Annotated in this window: 5 protein-coding genes; all 5 read right to left on the bottom strand. The window is 57.5% G+C overall.

Translation table 11 applies throughout. The features are described 5' to 3' along the window. Window positions 1–5 precede the first annotated feature (5 nt). A complete protein-coding gene (locus LQ945_RS10730; protein WP_270102856.1) occupies window positions 6–9437 on the bottom strand; it encodes a hemagglutinin repeat-containing protein in 9432 nt (3143 codons plus the stop codon). Between the two features lie 26 nt (window positions 9438–9463). Then, complete coding sequence (locus LQ945_RS10735; RefSeq protein ID WP_270102857.1) at window positions 9464–11137, bottom strand: ShlB/FhaC/HecB family hemolysin secretion/activation protein; 1674 nt, start codon at window positions 11135–11137, stop codon at window positions 9464–9466. Between the two features lie 287 nt (window positions 11138–11424). Next, a complete protein-coding gene (gene tldD / locus LQ945_RS10740; RefSeq protein WP_270102858.1) occupies window positions 11425–12870 on the bottom strand; it encodes a metalloprotease TldD in 1446 nt (481 codons plus the stop codon). Window positions 12871–12877: 7 nt separating this feature from the next. After that, the gene (nit1, locus tag LQ945_RS10745; protein ID WP_269934093.1) at window positions 12878–13738 is read right to left on the bottom strand and encodes a deaminated glutathione amidase; all 861 of its coding nucleotides are present in this window, start codon (window positions 13736–13738) and stop codon (window positions 12878–12880) included. Beyond that, the gene (gene yhdP, locus LQ945_RS10750) at window positions 13735–17550 is read right to left on the bottom strand and encodes an AsmA2 domain-containing protein YhdP (RefSeq protein WP_270102859.1); all 3816 of its coding nucleotides are present in this window, start codon (window positions 17548–17550) and stop codon (window positions 13735–13737) included. Before yhdP ends, nit1 begins: the two co-directional genes overlap by 4 nt. Window positions 17551–17647 lie beyond the last annotated feature (97 nt).

Genomic DNA, 17647 nt, shown 5'->3' on the forward strand with positions numbered 1-17647 from the left:
GAATGTCATTTCCTTGATGGCATTGGTTTGGCCCCAGCAGGAGCTTTTTTAGTCTGAGCCCATGAACCATTTTTCAACAACTTCTCTATATAAGAAGCATCACCGGTCTTTTTATATATCTCTTGAGCTGCAACCATTCGATGATTACCTTCCGATATATAATAGTTTCCTTTGCTATCTACGTAACCAGCAATACGGCCTTCAGGTGCAGTAAATCTATAATTACCATTCAGCATATCACCTTTTATTTGATCTACTTGCTGTGGGTCTCGTAATCCTACTTGCATACTTTTTATGCTCGTCGACACCCCACTTTTAGATATATTTGATACTGTTGTTTTAGCTAACGTTACAAGTTCTTTGCCCAACATCCCAAGGGAAGCAACTACCGCTTGATTCTCTGGATCTGATGCAAAAGCTGCAAATTTCGTCCAGCCAGGGCTGTTTACATCAATATTCGCCAGATCTTGAGAGTTCCACTGCTGAACATAGGCTTTCGCTTCTTCGCTGGTCATTGCATCGACACCCGGCAATTTACCCACCCAGCCCGGGCGATCTGCCATCTCTAACCCACCTTGAACTTGCTCTTTATCAAACACCTGAACTTCTAAAGGATTGTCTTCCAGCTTGTTGTCCAAAGCCGCACTTTGCTCATCGCTCAGTTTCTTATATTTATTAAGGACAGCCGAACAATCTCCACCAGAAGCTTTACACGCCTGCATTTCTTTATCGAACGCAAGGGACTGTGTCGCACTCAGATAGTTATTCTCAACCGCATTCTTACCGGCTTGCGAAGCCGTTACCGCCCCTGCCGTACTGTCTGAGGCTATCCCCCCTGCCAGTCCTGCCGCCAGTTGGCTCAAAGCACTGACCTCCTGCTTCTCACCTTCTGTCAGGCTGCTTATGTCACGCCCCGGGAACCTTATCTCTACTATCACCCGCGCGGCCAGCTCGCCACCGCCCGCACCCACTGCACCGGCTACCGCAGACTGGTTGTTCAGTTGCGCAGTTATCGCCCCCAGTAACGCATGCGCCATTGCGTTCGCAGCCACGTTATCTTCACCGACCCGCGCCTTGATTTCTCGCGCCAGATACGGTGCCGCTCCGCTCGCCAGGGCGCCGGCCAGATTGTTCCCCGCCAGAGCCTGCAGCACGCCCGTTACGGCTTGTGCGGCCCGCTGTATATCGCTGCCGGTGCCGTATTTCTGCATCTCGGCCTGATATTCCGGCGTTTTACGCAACGCTTTCGCATCCAGCCCCGGGTGCTTGTCCTTTGCCTTCTGCAAACCATTGATATCACCCTGGGTACGAACAATATCCATCGTTTGCCCGGCGATCTCGCCGATCAACTGCGCCTGCTTCAGCCGGTTCTGCTCTTTCTCCTTGTCGAAGATCGGCCCGATGCTGCCATTGGCGTTATCCGTATCCCGACTCAGCTGATTTACATCCTGCTGCTGGTTGGCCCGATCGCGAATAACCACGCTACCGCCCGACAACGCAGCCTTGGTCGTGCCTTCTGCGTGCCCTTTATTGCCCGCGCCGGAAAGAACCGCACCCGCCAGATTGGTCAGCAAATCTGACCCCACCGGGCCGCCGCTGCTGATGCTACCCCCCTGATGCTCGGCCTTGAAATCCGCCTGGTTATGGATATCACTGAAGCCCAGGGTGCCGGTATCAAGACGGTTTTTCTCTGGTGCGGCAGTACTGGCTATGACTGCGCCGTCCAACTGCGTATGCTGGTTAACCTTAATATCATAGCCGCCCTTGCCGGCAAATATACCGGTTTGCTCCTGCACGCTGTCATAATTGCTGTGCAATTTGTCACGGCTCATACTCAGACTCGCCGAGCCGCCGGCACCGAAGATAGCCACACTGACACCACCACTGGCGCTGCTTTGTTTGGCGTCATAGTTGTCGCTATCCTGCAGGCTTTGCATTATCAGGTTACCGCCAGTATCCACCTCCACCCTTTCGCCACTGATTTGTGCCCCTGACAAAAGAGTATTCCGGGTACTGCGCGTTGACATCACGCCACCGGTGTCTATCGTCGTCTCAGTCCAAAACGTTCCATCCCCATGCTCACTGCCCTGGCTTTTGTTGGCATTGGCGAAGACGCTCAATCCCGTCTGTTTTCCTACACCAATGCTGACGCCGATATTACCGCCGCTGCTCTTGTTGCTTCCTTCGGTCTTCTGAGTATTGGCTGCGCCCAACAGCAAGATGTCACGCTCGGCACCCAGAGTGGTGTTGCCCGCCACTTTAAACTGACTGCCTACAACGACAATGTCACCGCTGTCAGCAGTATTGCCCTTGCCGGTCGCCGTCACCTGCAGATTATTACCGACACTGAATGTTGAACCGGCGACGTTAGTTTGTTCCTGATGCTGTTTCGACGACGATTTCTGGCCGCCAAGAGAAATACTGACCCCTACCATGCTGCCTTCTTCAGTATCGGTATCGCCGACTTTTGCCAGTCGACCCGCCTGAGCGGCCTGCACGCCGGATAATGCCGCTTTGGCCCCCTGCAGAGCAGTAAGTCGGCCGTCGGTCTCCTGCTTTGCCTGTTGAGCCGTTGCCACCGCACTATTAATCGCACTGCCCACCGTACCGGACAGCGCCAAACTCAGGCCACTCTGTTTCTGTTCGAAGGCTTCGTCACGACGACGAATATCCTTACCCGAATCGATATGGACGCTATCCCCCGTCATCGACAGGTTCTTATCCACAATCACATCTGCGCCACTGATATGCACCTTGCCGAGCGCTTCGATATCTACGCTGCCGCCGGTCGAGCCTATGGTGCTGACGCTCTGGCTTTGGGTGGTGCCATCTTCGTTCAATTGATGACGAGAAGATTTACTGCCGAGGGTCGCGCCGATGCCGCCGCCGCTGAACACGCCGCTGGTTTTTTTCTCATTCAGCCGGTAACGGGATTGCTCCTCGGTGGCGGCAAAAATACCGATGTTATTGTCGGCTTTTAATGTGACCTGGCCGTCGCCCACCACCGTCGAGCCACGTACGGTCAGATCGTTAGTGGCCTTGAGCAAAACGTTGTCGCCACTCAGTACCGTTCCTTTCTCATGGGTCGCGTAGTCCTCCTCCACCGTATGGGTGGTGGTTTTGGACATAAACCCTTTCTTGACCCTGGTCTCTTCGAAGAAGCTGTAGTCACTTTCAGTGACGCTGCCCACCACGATATTACGGTCGGCGTTAGCCACCAAATTGCCACTGACCTGTGCTTGCGTCCCCTTGAAGATGACATCCTGGTCGGCATCAACGCGCAAACTGCCGCCGGCGATTTCGGTGACCTGTTGGCGTATGGACTCTTTCACTCGCTGCTGGCCGCCGCCATGGCTTGCCTGATACTCCCGGCTTTCCACGCTGTTGAGATTTACGTCTCGCTTGCCACTCAGGAGGATGTCGCTGTCGCTCACCAACATCGCTGCCTGCGAGTTCAAATCACGCTCGGCATGTAGCGTCATATTTCCACTACTGGTGATGATGCTGCGATCGGCACCGCTGCTGATGCGCTCGCTATTATTGGTTTTATCAATGGATTCTGTGCGATTGACAAGCAGGTTGATGTCACCTGTCGCCTGCAGGTTCATCGTGCCGTCAGAGGCGAGCCTCGCGCCGATAACATCGATATTTTTGTCGACACGCATGATCAACGCATCTTCTGCGCTGATGACAGCAGTATCGCCAACTTCGGTACGCGACAGGGACAACGTCTGGCCGCCCTGAGTCCCCGTGGCATCCCACTGGCGAGCCTGGGTTTTATTGATAATGCTGCCATCCAGGCTTTCAATCGCGACCCGCTTGCCGCTGATGGTCGAGCCGATATTGCTGATATCGCCAATGGCGCTGAGCTGCAAATTGCCGTCGGCATCGATCAGCCCCTGGTTAAGGTTGCTGATACCCGCTTTACTATTAACGTTCAGCCGTTCACCCCCTTGTAGCGAGCTGCCGTCATTGCGGATGCTGCCGCCGTTCAGGTTAACGATATTGCCGGTGATCACGCTGCCGTTGAGCTGGGCGGCGTCACCTTTGGCCAAATAGAGTTTGGGTGCCAACACCGTTTGGCCGTTGATCGTTACCTTCTCCCACCAGACGATGCTTTTCTCCAACTGCGCAACCTGGCCCGGCGTCAGGCTAACGCCAAACTGCAAGTTCAGGCCGCTCTGCGCTTGTGCGGCGTTGTCGATCAACTGCTGCATCTGCGCCAAATCGGAGCCGATACCGTTGAGATAGCGCTTGCCGGTCTGGCTGAGCATGGCGTTGCTGATATAGCGGGTATCGAACGCCGCATCCCCCAGGAACCGATAGTCGTAGTCCGGATTGAGCCGCAGCCGATCGAGGAAGTAGGCCGAACCGATAAACTGTTTTTCATCGGTAAAACGGCGGTCGTTTTCACGCGGAGCGGCACCCGGCTGTTGGCCCAGCATGGCGTAGAGATCGTTGAACAGGCTGCTATCCAACTGCCCCAGGCCGTCCAGTTTCGGGTTGGTGGTGATCAGGTATGGGCTGTTGGGATCCGCGCTAACGACAAAACGGCCGCTATCCCCGCCCGGCAATGGGTAGTCCGCCAGGGCTACGGCGTTATTACCCAGCGAGCCCAGGGCCGCCTGCAGGTTGTCTTTCCACTCCGCTGAACCAAAGGCAACGCTCTGATCCGCTGCCAGATCCTGCTGTTGAACACCGCTGATAGCCTCCGGCTGCTGCAGGCTGGCCAACGTTGGTCTAGCCAGGGTATGGCTCAGGCTGCCAGCGTTCGGTGTCACCATGCTGTTGCTGATATCGTCGGTAAAGCGGACGTTGACGGCACCACCGGCCTGGATCACGCTGCGATAAACAGCGGTGTTTTCGCTCTGGTACTCTGGCTGTCCGGTTAAGCGGTACTGAATGGGGGTATTGACGTTATCACGGATATAACTGCCGCTTTTTTTGAAGTCAGCCAGCGAGCGGTGTTTGTCGAAATCATACTGCGCGATTTCGCCGTCATAACGGTAATTCAGGTATTTATTCTGGCTCCCTGCCTGGGTGCTCTCATTGTTCAGCGAGCCGCCACTCAGCGAGATATCACCGTTGGCCAGCATGTCGCTGGCAATATTGTCAAAACGCGCAATGGTGCCGGCAATGTCCTTTCCTGCGGCAATACGCCCGGCGCCCCCGTTTGCCGTGACGGTTACGCTGGATGATTCAACCAGGATCTTTTTATCTACGGCTGGCGCTTTGGGCGCTAAATAATAGTAATCATCAACGGAACCGTTGCCATGCCCCATGCTGCCGCCGGTGCGCACCGTTTTGATGTAATAACCAAGCTCGCTTTCAGCCAGATCCCCCAGTTTCATTTTGACCAGCGTCTGGCCGTTCCACAGCGGATCTTTCGCCGTCGTCTGCTTTTCAGTGCTCACCGACCAGCCATCACGCTGATTGAGCAAATGCGCGGTGTTGATCTGAATATCGCCATTTTCGGTCTCGATGGTACCTGAGGTGTTGACGATTTCGCTGTTGGCGTTGCCGGCCGCGTCTTTTTGCATCCACAGGCTGTTGCCTGCCAGGATGTCGCCGCGCTGGTTAGTGATGCGCTCCGCCAACAGTTGCACATCACCACCGCCGTACAACATGCCGATGTTGAGCAGGTGGTTAGCGGCGCTCAGCAGCAAATTGCCGGCGGTACCGATAAACCCGTTGTTGTTGATGTCGCCATGGCTCAGCAACTGTACCCAGCCGCCGGACTGCAGACTGGCGGTGCTGTTTTGCGTGATGCCGGCGGCTTCGATACGCACGTCGCCGCTTCCGCCACGCAGGGTACCGGCATGGATCAACTGGCCAGCGCTACGCACATCGATGCCCTGGCCCTGGAGGGTACCCAGCAGCACAACATCACCGTCGCTGCTCAGGGTCAGATTTTTACCTGCCGCCAGGGTGCCATTCTGGGTGAAGGCTTCCTTTAACGTCAGCGTAATATTGCCCAGCGCCGCCAGTTGACCGTACTGATTCAGCAGGTTGCTCACCAATGTCGCATCGCCGCCGCTGAACAGCTTGCCGTTCTGGCGGTTATCTATCTGCTGCGCGTTAACGCTCATCTGGCTTGTCGCCAGTAGCGTGCCGGCATTATCCAGGCTGCCTGTCTGCAGCGTTAAATTGCCGCCCTGCAAGGTTCCCAGATTATTCAGAACATCGAGCGTAAACCGGGTATCGCCGATGCCGCTCAATGTGCCGCTGTTATCCAACCGGGTGCCCCTGAACGTCAGGCTATTGGCCTGCAGCCAGCCGAGGTTATTCAGCGAAGGGGCTTGAAGATCCAGCGCGCCGCCGACGATCATTTTGCCTGAGTTGATCAACTGGCGATCCAACCGCAATACGCTGCCGCCATCTCCCTGCAGATCCCCAGCGTTGTTTAGCTCTGCCGCCTCTACCCGCAGGGTTCCCAGGCTGCGCACCGTGCCGCCGGCCAGGTTATGGAATATGCCACTCAGCGTGGCCTCCAGGTTTTTTTGCCCCTGCAGCCTGCCGGTGTTGGTCAGCTCGGCGGCTTTTAACGTCAGCTCGCCCGCCTGTACATGGCCCTGATTGTTCAAGATCTGCGCCGTCAGATCCGTTTTTCCACTGGAGAAGATCTTGCTGTTGGTTTCCGTCTTCAGGCTGTCGCTGAGATCCAAATGGATCCCTCCCGTACCTGCCTGCAACACGCCTTTATGATCCAACTGCTGAGCCGCCAACCTGATGCTCTCGCCCTGCCATACTCCGCCGTTATCGACGGTCGCCGCACCGACCGTCAGTTCTCCTTCACTGAGCAGCTTGCCGCTTACCCTGTTGTTCAAATCCTTTTGCAGCTGCAACGCCAACTGCCGTAAACCAATCAGATTGCCGCTGTTGTTCACCGTGTTTGCCGTGACGGTGGTCGCCGCCCCCTGCGCTTCCCCCTGATTGCTGATGCTGTCGGCCGAAAGTTGCAATGCGCCTTCGCTCAATACCTTGCCTTGGTTATTCAGCGTGGCCGCCGTCAGTTTTAGTGGGCCCTGGCTCAGCACTTGCCCACTGTTGTGCAGCGTCTGTCCTACCGTTGCCGTCAGCCCATTTTCCCCCAGGGCGCTGCCGGTGTTGGCCCAACCTTGTACGCCGATATCAATATTCTGTCCCTGTAGCTTACCGGCGTTATTCAAGCGTTCCCCCTGTAGCGCCAGCGTCCCTCCGGCCAGCACTCGCCCTGCCAGGCGGTTTTGCAGATCTTTCGCTGTAATCTCCGCCAGCTCCTTGGCCTGTATCAGCCCACTGTTCTCCACGTCTTGCGCCGTGAGCTTCATGCTGTTTGCCGCGAGGGTGCCGGTATTGTTCAACGTTGGAGCCTTTAACGTCAGCGTATTGTCCGCCACCAGCTTGCCCTGGTTGTCCACCTTTTCACTAAAGCTCAGTTCCACCCCGGAGGCACCGATCTGCCCGCTGTTGATCAGGGTAGTGCCATTCACCGTCAGCCGTTTGCCGGCCAACAGCTCGCCTTGTTGATCGAGACGATCTACCTTCAGTGTGAAGCCATCATCGGCCTGCAGATGCCCGCGCTGACGCAGTGAATCACCGCGCCAGTCAATGTTGAGTGCGTCGATTTGGCCGCTGTTATCCGCCGTCGCGGCGGAAAAGTTCAAATCCCCCAAGGTGTTAAAGACGCCCGCCAACTGCGCGTCTTGCGTAATTTTTAACGCCATGCCCTGTTTGGCCTGGGTGCGAGCGCCTGCGATGGTCGACAAGTTCCGGCTGTCCATCGTCAGGGCGAGTTCGCTGGATAGCAGGCCGCCCAACCGCACGTCATTAGCCTGGATGACAATATCGCTATTACTCAGCAGCGATGAGCCTGCAATTGTGCTCAGTATGCCGCCGTTGAGGGTGATGCCCTGTTTGCCGCTGGCGCTGCCCGCCAGCAAGAATTCCCCTGCTTTTACGGTCAGGGGGCCATCTGCAGAAAGAGAGCCTGCAACGTTAAGCTTGTCGCTCACCTGCAGCTCAAGGTGCTGTTTGGCCCCGATGGCCCCCTGGTTATCGACGTTTTTGGCGGTGATCCGCTGTACACCGCCCGCTTGCAGCTGCCCCCGGTTATCAAGCCGTTCGCCGATCAGCGTCTGCGCACCCTGTGCCTGTATCCGTCCGCTGTTGTTCAGGCGCTGTGTTTGAATGTGGCTGTCGCGGTTGGCGGCCAATTGGCCGCTGCTGCTGAGGTTATTGGCCTGCAGGTGCAGATCGCGTCCGGCGGTCAGGGTGCCCAGCCAGTCGCCGTCACCACTAAGCGTCATATTGATGTCGCCCTCGGCGCTCAGGCTGCTGTCTTTGGCGCTGCTCAGGGTGCCTGCGGTCAACTGCAGTTTGCCGTCAGTACTGACTTTGCCCGCCTGTAATTTACCTGCGGCGCTAAGCTGCATATCGCCTTTGGCGTTCAACGAGGCCTTGTCCAGAGCCAGTTCGCCCCGGCTGTTCAGGCTCATCGCCTGGCCGGCTTTATGGTTACCGCTCAGCGTCATTCCTGCCGCCGTGGCATTCAGGCTCCCCTCTGCCAGCGCATTATTCAGCCGCAGTTGCCCATTGGCATCCAATTGAATATCGCCCTCACGCGCATTGAGGTTGCCGAGATTGACCCCGACGCCCTTTTCACTGGAGACCAGGTGGATACGGTTGGCGTACATGCCGCCAAGCGCGCCGGTATCAATCGCCACCTTGGGCGCGTCGCCGCTGCCTGCAATCGCCGTGGCCTTGCCGGTAGCATCGACCCGGTTGGCCCCGAGCGTGACGCTGAGGTCTTTGGCATGCAGTTGCGCGTTGATTTCGGTTGCGCGGGCGATCAAGGCGAACCTGTCGCTCTTGCTAGCGTCCAGCCCTTGGCCCTGAATGGTGATCGCCCCCTGAGTGACCTCCAGCGCCTGCAGCTGGCCGTCTGCTCCCAGCACCGGTTTGCCGGTCGTCAGCGTCGCGTTGGGGGTATTGATAAAGCCGCAGCCGTCGCAGGTGATGCCATAGGGGTTGGCGACCATCACGCTGGCCTGCTTGCCCGCGACCTCCAGATAACCGCGCAGCTGTGAAGGGTTCGGTGCCACCACCTCATTGATGATGCCCTGCGCTTCCCTGCCGGCCTGCAGGTTGGGGTTGTTCTGAATCAGCCCGCCAAGCTGGCTCTGGTTGAGCTGGCCAGTGGCGTTGTTGAGGATCGTCCCCTCTTTGCCAACGTTGAAATCGTTGTATTTATTATGCGAAATACCGGCCTGGTTCGGCGTGGCGATATTGATTACCGGCACGCCATTGGCGGCCTGATCCACTCGGGTATTGCCTTCGGCTACGTTCACGCCTTCAGCCAGTGCCGGCAACAACGGCTGCCCGGCCAGCAATGCGCACAGGGTATAGCTCAGTAAGCGCTGGGGAATATTAAGGTTTTGATTATTATTATGTTTCATCCTTGAAACCTTCCTGTGCGTTAGCGTTAAATAGCGATATTGATCCGGTAATAGACCGAAACACGGTCCGGCTTCATTCCATCCGGGTAAGCCAGCGGCCAGCCGACGGTCAGTTGACTGCTGAAATAACGGCTACGGCTCCCCAGCCCCAGGGCACCGCCCCACAGCGTCCCCGAGGCATTGGCATCCAGCGCGTCACGGTGCAGATAGCCGCCGTCCAGCGCCGCCAGGGCGTTAATACTGCCGACGTACGGCAAGGTCACCAGCGCCCGGTTAACTTCATTACGCCAGTAGCCACCCTTGTCACCGGAAAGATACTGCTCCTTGAAACCACGTACCGAGCTCTCACCGCCGATGGTCAGACGCTCGCTGCCGTACAAGCGGTGATTGCTCCACTGGCTGTACAGGCTGGTGAGGTAAGTCCAATCCTGTGCCAGCGGCAGGTAGTAGCTGCCGGAAAGCGAAAGCTTATGAAATTCGGCGCGGGGGGCTTCCTTGATTTTACCGCTGTCGCTCTCCGCACCTAGCCAGGGCACCCCGCGGCTATAGGCCGGGTTCAGCGTGGCGAAACCGCCCAACAGCTTTTGGCTGTGGCTGGCACCCAGCGTCACGCTGGTCAGTTTGCGGCTGCTGCTTTCCAGCCGGGTGTCATTGAGATAATTGCGATTGACGCGGTGAGTGACCCCCAGCGACAGGCCGGTTTTCATTTCGCCGTTACGGAACAGCACCCGCGAAACGCCCAGCCGGTGGGTCTGGCTGTCACCGCTGGAACGCCAGTCAAAACCCCGGTTGTTGAGGGTGGCCAGGTAGTCGCTGTAGGAATAGTTGTAATCCAGCGTCCAGTAGCCGTAAGGCAGGCTGACGCCGGTCTGCACGCTGCGCGCATTGTGATCGTTGGCGAAATCGCTGCTGCGGGCACCGGCGACAAACCATTGATCCGCCAGCCCCAGCAGGTTATTGCCGGTCAGCGATCCGTTGATCTGGCCGGTACCGGTGCTTTTTTGCCCGCTGTTGTCGAACCCCGCCCCTAGCATCAGAGGAAATTCAGGTTTGGCGCTCAGATTGACCACCGAGTAACCCGGCCGGCTACCCGGCAGAATTTCTATCTGCACCGGCTGCTGACGCAGACGGTTGATCTGTTCCATGCCCTGCTCGATATCACGCAGATTAAGAATCTTGCCCTGCAGGCCCGGGAAGGCCATTTTCAGCATGCGATCGTCTTGTTGTTCCAGCAGAACGTTCTCCAGCCTGCCCTCCAGCACCAGCAACCGCAGCTCGCCGCGCGACAGATCCTGTTCGGTCAGGAATGCGCGGCTGGTGATATAGCCACGGTTGATATACCAATCGGAGATCTGCTGCACCAGCATCTGGATTTGGCCCAGATTCAGGCATTGCTGCAGATAAGGCTGCGTGAGTTTGCGTTGCGCACTGGCGGGCAGATGAGCCGCGCCTTCCAGCCGGATATGGGTGATGCTAAAGCAAGGTCCGCCAGCGGTGGCGTTGGGTTTTGCAGGGGTCGGCAAGGCCGGCGTCAGGCTACGTTGCAGTTCCTGCCGCTGCAGCTGGTTTTGCTCCAGCAATTCGCGCTGCTGCTGTTGAATGGTGTCACGATCTGCCGGGCTAAGCAGGTTTGCGCCCGCCGCAGAGGAAAAGAAAATGCACAGCAAAGCTGTCGAGAGCCGTTGAGTCACTGAATCCATTCAGAAGATCATCCGTGTGTTTTTTCAGCATTTTAACGACGGAGGGGAGAATGTAACAAGCTGTGAATCATTAGCCGGAGAGGTAATCAGGGCGAGCGAAACAGAAAGTTCTTAGGGGAAACCGCAGAAAATAGCTTCAAATAGTTAAATCTAATTTATTGATTTACTGAGGCTGGGAAAAACAGTGAATCGCTCTTAATTTAAACGAAGCCAACCTATTGTCGTTAATGCGATGCAGGCCGCAAAATGGCGTTTGATAGGGGCCGGGATCCGGCCCCAGGAGACAATTATGCGGTACCGCCAACGGTCAGGGTGTCCAGCTTCAGGGTCGGCTGGCCGACGCCCACCGGCAGGCTTTGCCCTTCTTTGCCACACACGCCAACGCCTTTATCCAGCGCCAGATCGTTGCCGACCATCGAAATCTGCTGCATCGCCTCAATACCGGAGCCAATCAGCGTAGCGCCTTTCACCGGTTTGGTAATGCGGCCATTTTCAATCAAATAGGCTTCGGTGGTGGAGAACACGAACTTGCCCGAAGTGATATCCACCTGACCACCGCCGAAATTCGGCGCATACAGGCCGTACTCAACGCTGGCGATGATCTCTTCCGGCGTCGACTTACCCGCCAGCATGTAGGTATTGGTCATGCGCGGCATCGGCAGGTGCGCATAAGACTCGCGGCGGCCGTTTCCGGTCGGCGCAACGCCCATCAGGCGCGCATTGAGCTTGTCCTGCATGTAGCCCTTCAGGATGCCGTTCTCAATCAGCACGTTGTACTGGCCCGGTACGCCTTCGTCATCGATGGCCAGTGAACCACGGCGCCCTTGCAGAGTACCGTCATCCACCACGGTGCAAAGCTCGGAAGCCACCAACTGGCCCATCTGACCGCTGAACACCGACGTACCGCGACGGTTGAAGTCACCCTCCAGGCCGTGGCCCACCGCCTCATGCAGCAGCACGCCTGGCCAGCCGGCGCCTAACACTACCGGCATATTGCCCGCAGGGGCCGCAACGGCAGACAGGTTAATCAACGCCATGCGTACCGCCTCTTTGGCATAGGCATCGGCGCGAACGTCGCCCTCGACGACTTCCAGGAAATAGTCATAGCCAAAACGACCGCCGCCGCCGCTGGAACCGCGCTCACGCTTGCCGTCTTGTTCCACCAGCACGCTGACGGACAAACGCACCAGGGGGCGAACGTCCGCCGCCAGGGTGCCGTCGGTGGCCGCGACCAGTATTTGCTCATACACGCCGGTGATGCTGGCGCTGACTTCCTGCACGCGCTTATCGGTAGCGCGGGCCACCTTATCAACGCGATGCAGCAAGGCAATTTTCTCTTCACGTGGCAGGCTTTGCAGCGGATCAAGCAGCGGATACAGCGCCTTGTGGCTGATTTCGCCCAGGGTATGCACCTGGCCGTTACCCTTGTCACGTACGATGCTGCGCGCCGCCTGGGCGCTTTGCTGCAAAGCATTCAGGGTAATCTGATCGGCGTAGGCGAAGCCGGTTTTCTCGCCGCTGACGGCGCGCACCCCGACCCCTTGATCGATATTGTAAGAACCATCCTTGATAATGCCGTCTTCAATCACCCAGGCTTCATGGTAGCTCGACTGGAAATAGAGATCGGCATAATCAAGGCGGCGTTCTGCCAGTTGCCCCAGGACGGAAAACAGGTCTTGGTGGCTCAGCTTATTAGCAGCAAGTAACTGCTCACTGACAAACGTCAGGCTCATAATTTTTTCACTCTTTAATGGAGGAGTTTTTTTCAAACGGCGCCGTCAGCGACATCTGGAATCTGTTGTGTTGCAACACCGGCATCTGTTCGCGAAGGGTTTTAAGGCCGGTAATGTCGACCCGCACCTTCAATGCCGAGACCGCATCCGCGTTTTCGGCCAGCACCTTGCCCCAACCGTCTACCGCCAGCGAGTGGCCCCAGGTACGGCGAGTCGGGCCATGGCTGCCGACCTGCGCCGGCGCCAGGATCACGCATTGGTTTTCAATCGCCCTTGCGCGCAGCAGAATTTCCCAGTGCGCTTCGCCGGTCACGCGGGTAAAGGCGGCCGGCACGGAAATCAGTTCAGCGCCCTGCGCTCGCAACGCCTGGAACAGCGCCGGGAAGCGCAAATCGTAGCAGATGGTCATGCCAAGCCGACCGACAGGGGTATCCACTACCGTGAGCTGCTGGCCATGTTGATAGGTATCTGACTCACGATAATGGCCGTGGGAGTCGTTAATGTCCACGTCGAACATGTGCAGCTTGTCGTAACGCGCCCGGATTTCACCCTGATCGTCAAACAGCAGGCTGCTGGTAGTAATAAGCGCAGGATTTTCGCGGCTGACCAGCGGCATGGAGCCGACCAGCAACCAAACGCCATAGCGTCGCGCCATTTCGCGCACCGCATTTTGCAACGGCCCGTCGCCCTGTTGCTCCGCATGCTCACGATAGGCCGCAGAGTTGGCGAACAGCAGCGCGTTCTCCGGCGTCATAACCAGTTTTACCCCGGCATTGAGCTGCTTAATCTGCTGTTCAATCTGAGCCAGGTTGTCACGCACCCGATCGCCACTGCACAACTGTAACAACGCAACGTTAGCATTTCTCATGACGCCTTATCCTCCTTTGGCTTACGCAACACCTCATTGATCTTCGGCTGATCCAGGCTGCCGCCGATATGGTAACGAATCAGCGAAATCTTGTTCCACAGCGGCCCCAACACTTTGGACGCGGCAAACACCGCGGCACCGACAATCGGGTTAATCACGAAGGCCGTCGCCACGCCGACGGTGGCTGAAATTTCCGGCGCCACCACCGCTTCCATATCAATCTGCCGACGCGCCAGGTCAATTTGGCCGCTCATGGCAATATCAGCTGCCAGCCCGTCAACCAAAAGGTTATCGGTATGCATTATGCCATCTTTCAACCACGAGGTGCTGCGGATGGAGTCAAAGTAGAAGCCTTTCCCGAAGGTATCGCTGAAATCGAACTGCAGCTTGCGTAACAGGGCATCGAAGCTCACCAGACGCAACAGCTGACCGGCGCGACCGCCCCCCATGCTGTCGATTTCGCCCTTGCCCATATTGATTTTCAACGCGCCACTCAGGGTGTTCAACTGCGGTTTCCACGGCTGGCCGCGCCAATACAGATCGAAATCGACGTCATAAGGTGCGCCTTTCAGCGGCGTGGTGATACCGAAGAAAGCCGCGGTTTCATCAATTTTGGCGCCCAACAGTTTACCTTTCAGCGAGCTGCGCTCTTCCTGGGCATTCTGTTTCCATAAACCGCTGGCGGTCATGCGCCCTTTGCCGGTATCGACCAACCCGTGCGTCAGCAGGAGGGTATCGCCCTGATTGGTCAAATCCGCCTCAACCTTGCCGAGGTTTTGCCCCATGACCCAGCAAGACTTACAGCGCAGCATCAGCGACGGCCAGTCGCGGAAGGACACCTTGTCTGTGGCCGCCTGCGCAGCGGTGGCTGCCGTCGAAGTCCCCTTACCGGCGTCAAACTGCGGGTTGTAATAGAGATAATTGATATCGGCGCGCCACGGCCCCCGGTCTGCTACCCGCAGGTTGCCGTCCACTTCATCGCCCTTGGCGCTGACCAGCGTGCCGCCCAGCTGTTTCTCTGCCGACAGCGTCAGCTTGTGCCAGGCCTGGCCCCCTAACAACAGCTGCGGCGTTTTCAGCGCAACCGTGGTCGGGAAGTTAAATCCACCCACTTTTCCCATGCCGTCACTTTGTTTCAGCGCCGGCGCCATCAGGCCCAGCCACTTCTCACCGTCCAGCGGCGGCAGGTTAAGCGTCAGCGATTTTCCGCTCGGTAACGGCGGGGTTCCGTTGCCCGCCGTCTGCCATGCCGCGCGGGCTAAGGTGACCTGCTGTTTGGCGAAGATCCATTCGCTGTTGAAATGGTTTTGTTTGCCAGCACTACCGGTCAGCATGAATCCGTTCAGGCCGCCTTTCACTTTTACGCTCAGCGGCAATGGCTCACCCGCTGGTTTATCTAACGGCGAAGGTAAGTGACTGCTTACTTTCTTAAGGTCCGCATCAACGCCGATGTCATAGCTGGCCGAGCCCTGATGAGGCAAGACGATAGCCACCTGACCTTGCCAGGGCGCGCTGCCGCTTAATGCATCGCTCACTTCTTTCGGTATGCCCGGGAATTTTCCCGGCAGCCAGTCAGCCTTGAGGCCAACGTTGACCTTGTAGTCGCTTTTCCCTTCCAACGTGTTGAAATTCACCGCCACCGGCTGCCCAAACCAGTTGGCAGACAGGGTATCGCTGCTCAGGTTACCGTTATCAAAACGGAACTTGCCGCTGACCTTTTGCAGCTCACTCTCGATCGGCTTAACCAACAGTGAGTTATTGTTCAGCGCAACCTCTCCGGTGGCGCGAACCAGCTCGCCGTTCAAGGGGATATCTAGGTGTAAGCGCCCACTGACATTACCACCAATCTGCAGTTCGTCCAGGGCAGAGCCCAGTGAATCGTGCAGCGGAGTCTGTTTGAAATAATCATGGATCTCAGCCCCCTGGCCCGCGACCTCCGCATCCACCAACAAACGCTCTTTCAGGTAGTCCGGAATGACGGCGCTGACATTTTTGCCATCGACTTTACCCAATTTGGTTTGCGGAGCGTTCATCCACAGCCCCTCATTGGCAAAGTCGAGATCGATAGCCAGATCGGTCAACGCCGGCCAATCCGGTTGGAACTGGAAGGTAGAATGGCGCAGCGGGACAAACACCTCAAACTGACCTTCGTTTTTGCGGTACGGGAAATGCTGCGGATCGCCGTTGTAGAGCAGTGTGGCGTTATCCACCTGCCCGCCCTGGATGGCACCGCTGAGGTAATCCACCAGATGCTTGCCCATCAGGGGCTCAGGGAAGTAGCGCCAGGCGTCCGCACCGTCATACAGACGAATGCCTGCCAGAATATTCAGCCACGGGTCGCCTTTGGCCGGCTGTTGATAGCGGAAGTCGCCGTTAACCCACAGCGATTTGGCTTTCACATCCAGGTTTTTGCTCGCCAGTTCCCAGCCCTGCTCGTTGTTCTGCCAGGTCAGAGCCCCACGTGCGCTGCTGATTTCCAGAGGGGCCCGGAACATGTCGCCATACGGCAAGGTGCTGTTGTTGAGATCAAGTTGCAGACGGCCATTCTCCACACCGCCACTCAGTGCGCCGGAGAAGTGATTCACCCCGGGCAACAGTTTCCAGTGCTGCCAGCTGACGTCCTGCCAGAGGGCCTGGAAACGCGTTTTCTCCGGTTGTTTCAGTGGGATATCCAACGCCAGCGCGTTGACCTTGCCTTGCGGTTGCAGGTCGTTCCAACGGTCCAGCACGTCCGGGCTGAGGAAAGAGAAGGTCGGCAGTAACGCGGCCAGGCGCTCAAGCTGAATATCAGTGGCGCGTACGCGCAGCTCTTCGGTTTGCCCTGGGCCCAGGAACTCGGTATTTTCCGGCAACCAAAGTGCAGACAGCTTGCCCTGTGGCCAGGCCTGACCGTCGGTGGCCAGGTTCAACTGCGGGACGTCCACCTGCCAGCCAGTGCCCTGACGGCTGAGCGTCAGCGCCAGGTTGTCCACGTCCAGCCGGTGAGCTTGAGTCCCCACGTTCCAGTTGGCCGCCCCCTGTTTCAGTAATGCGCTGCCGGTGGCGATTTCACCATTTTGGATCTGCAGCCAGGCCGCCAGACTGAAATCTGCGCTTTCGAGCCCGGTATTGGTACGCAGCCAACGGGTGAACCAGGGCTTCATGTCGATATTGTCGGCCTGCATATAGACAGTGCCGGTATTCAATAGCCCCTGGTTATCGCGCAGATCCATACGCAGTTGCACCACGCCATGCTGACCGTTCAGCGTCGACAGGCTGATCTGCCCTTCTGCCCGGTGACGATCGCGGCCGTTCAACCAGGTCAACTGCGGGATTTCGAATTCGGCACGCGCGCCAGCGGGCGTCAGGAATGAGATGCGGCTGTCGCGCAGGTCGAAATGATCCAGCTGATGCAGCAGCAAATCGGTGATTTTACCCGGTTCGATAGTGCTGCCCTGGTGCTCATCGCCGCCCAGCGTGGTGTTAAGATCGAACTGGAGTTGGTGGAAGGTAAGATCGCGGAACTGCCAGCGCCAATGCAGCAGCGATTGCCACACGTCCAGCGCCAGCGTAACGCGTTCAATATGCAGGTTACTTTTAGGCAGCGCGGCGCGCACGTTGCGCATTTCAAGCTGTGGGCCAAAAGTTTCCCAACTGCCCTGCATGAAATCGACCTGTACGGGCACGCCGGAGAGGCTTTCAACCTTGGCCAGCAATTGAGGGCGGTAGTTGTTCAGTTCAGGCAGCGCCAGACGCAGCCCGCTGATCAGCAACGCCACGATGACAATCAGAGTGGCGCCTGTAGCTAACAAAATCCCAGGCAGTCGCCTCACGCAGTTCTCCTTGCTTCCGCTGCCTGGCAACGGGAATCTCTATGCACGGTGGGGCTCAGCACGCTGAGCCCCACCCATGTCGGTCTTTGGCCGCCGC

The sequence above is a fragment of the Serratia liquefaciens genome (assembly GCF_027594825.1).
Taxonomy (GTDB): domain Bacteria; phylum Pseudomonadota; class Gammaproteobacteria; order Enterobacterales; family Enterobacteriaceae; genus Serratia; species Serratia liquefaciens_A.

What these genes read in the sequence shown, in the direction of transcription:
- LQ945_RS10730 (WP_270102856.1), bottom strand. Translation starts at nt 9,437, where the DNA reads ATGAAACATAATAATAATCAAAACCTTAATATTCCCCAGCGCTTACTG.
- LQ945_RS10735 (WP_270102857.1), bottom strand. Translation starts at nt 11,137, where the DNA reads ATGGATTCAGTGACTCAACGGCTCTCGACAGCTTTGCTGTGCATTTTC.
- tldD (WP_270102858.1), bottom strand. Translation starts at nt 12,870, where the DNA reads ATGAGCCTGACGTTTGTCAGTGAGCAGTTACTTGCTGCTAATAAGCTG.
- nit1 (WP_269934093.1), bottom strand. Translation starts at nt 13,738, where the DNA reads ATGAGAAATGCTAACGTTGCGTTGTTACAGTTGTGCAGTGGCGATCGG.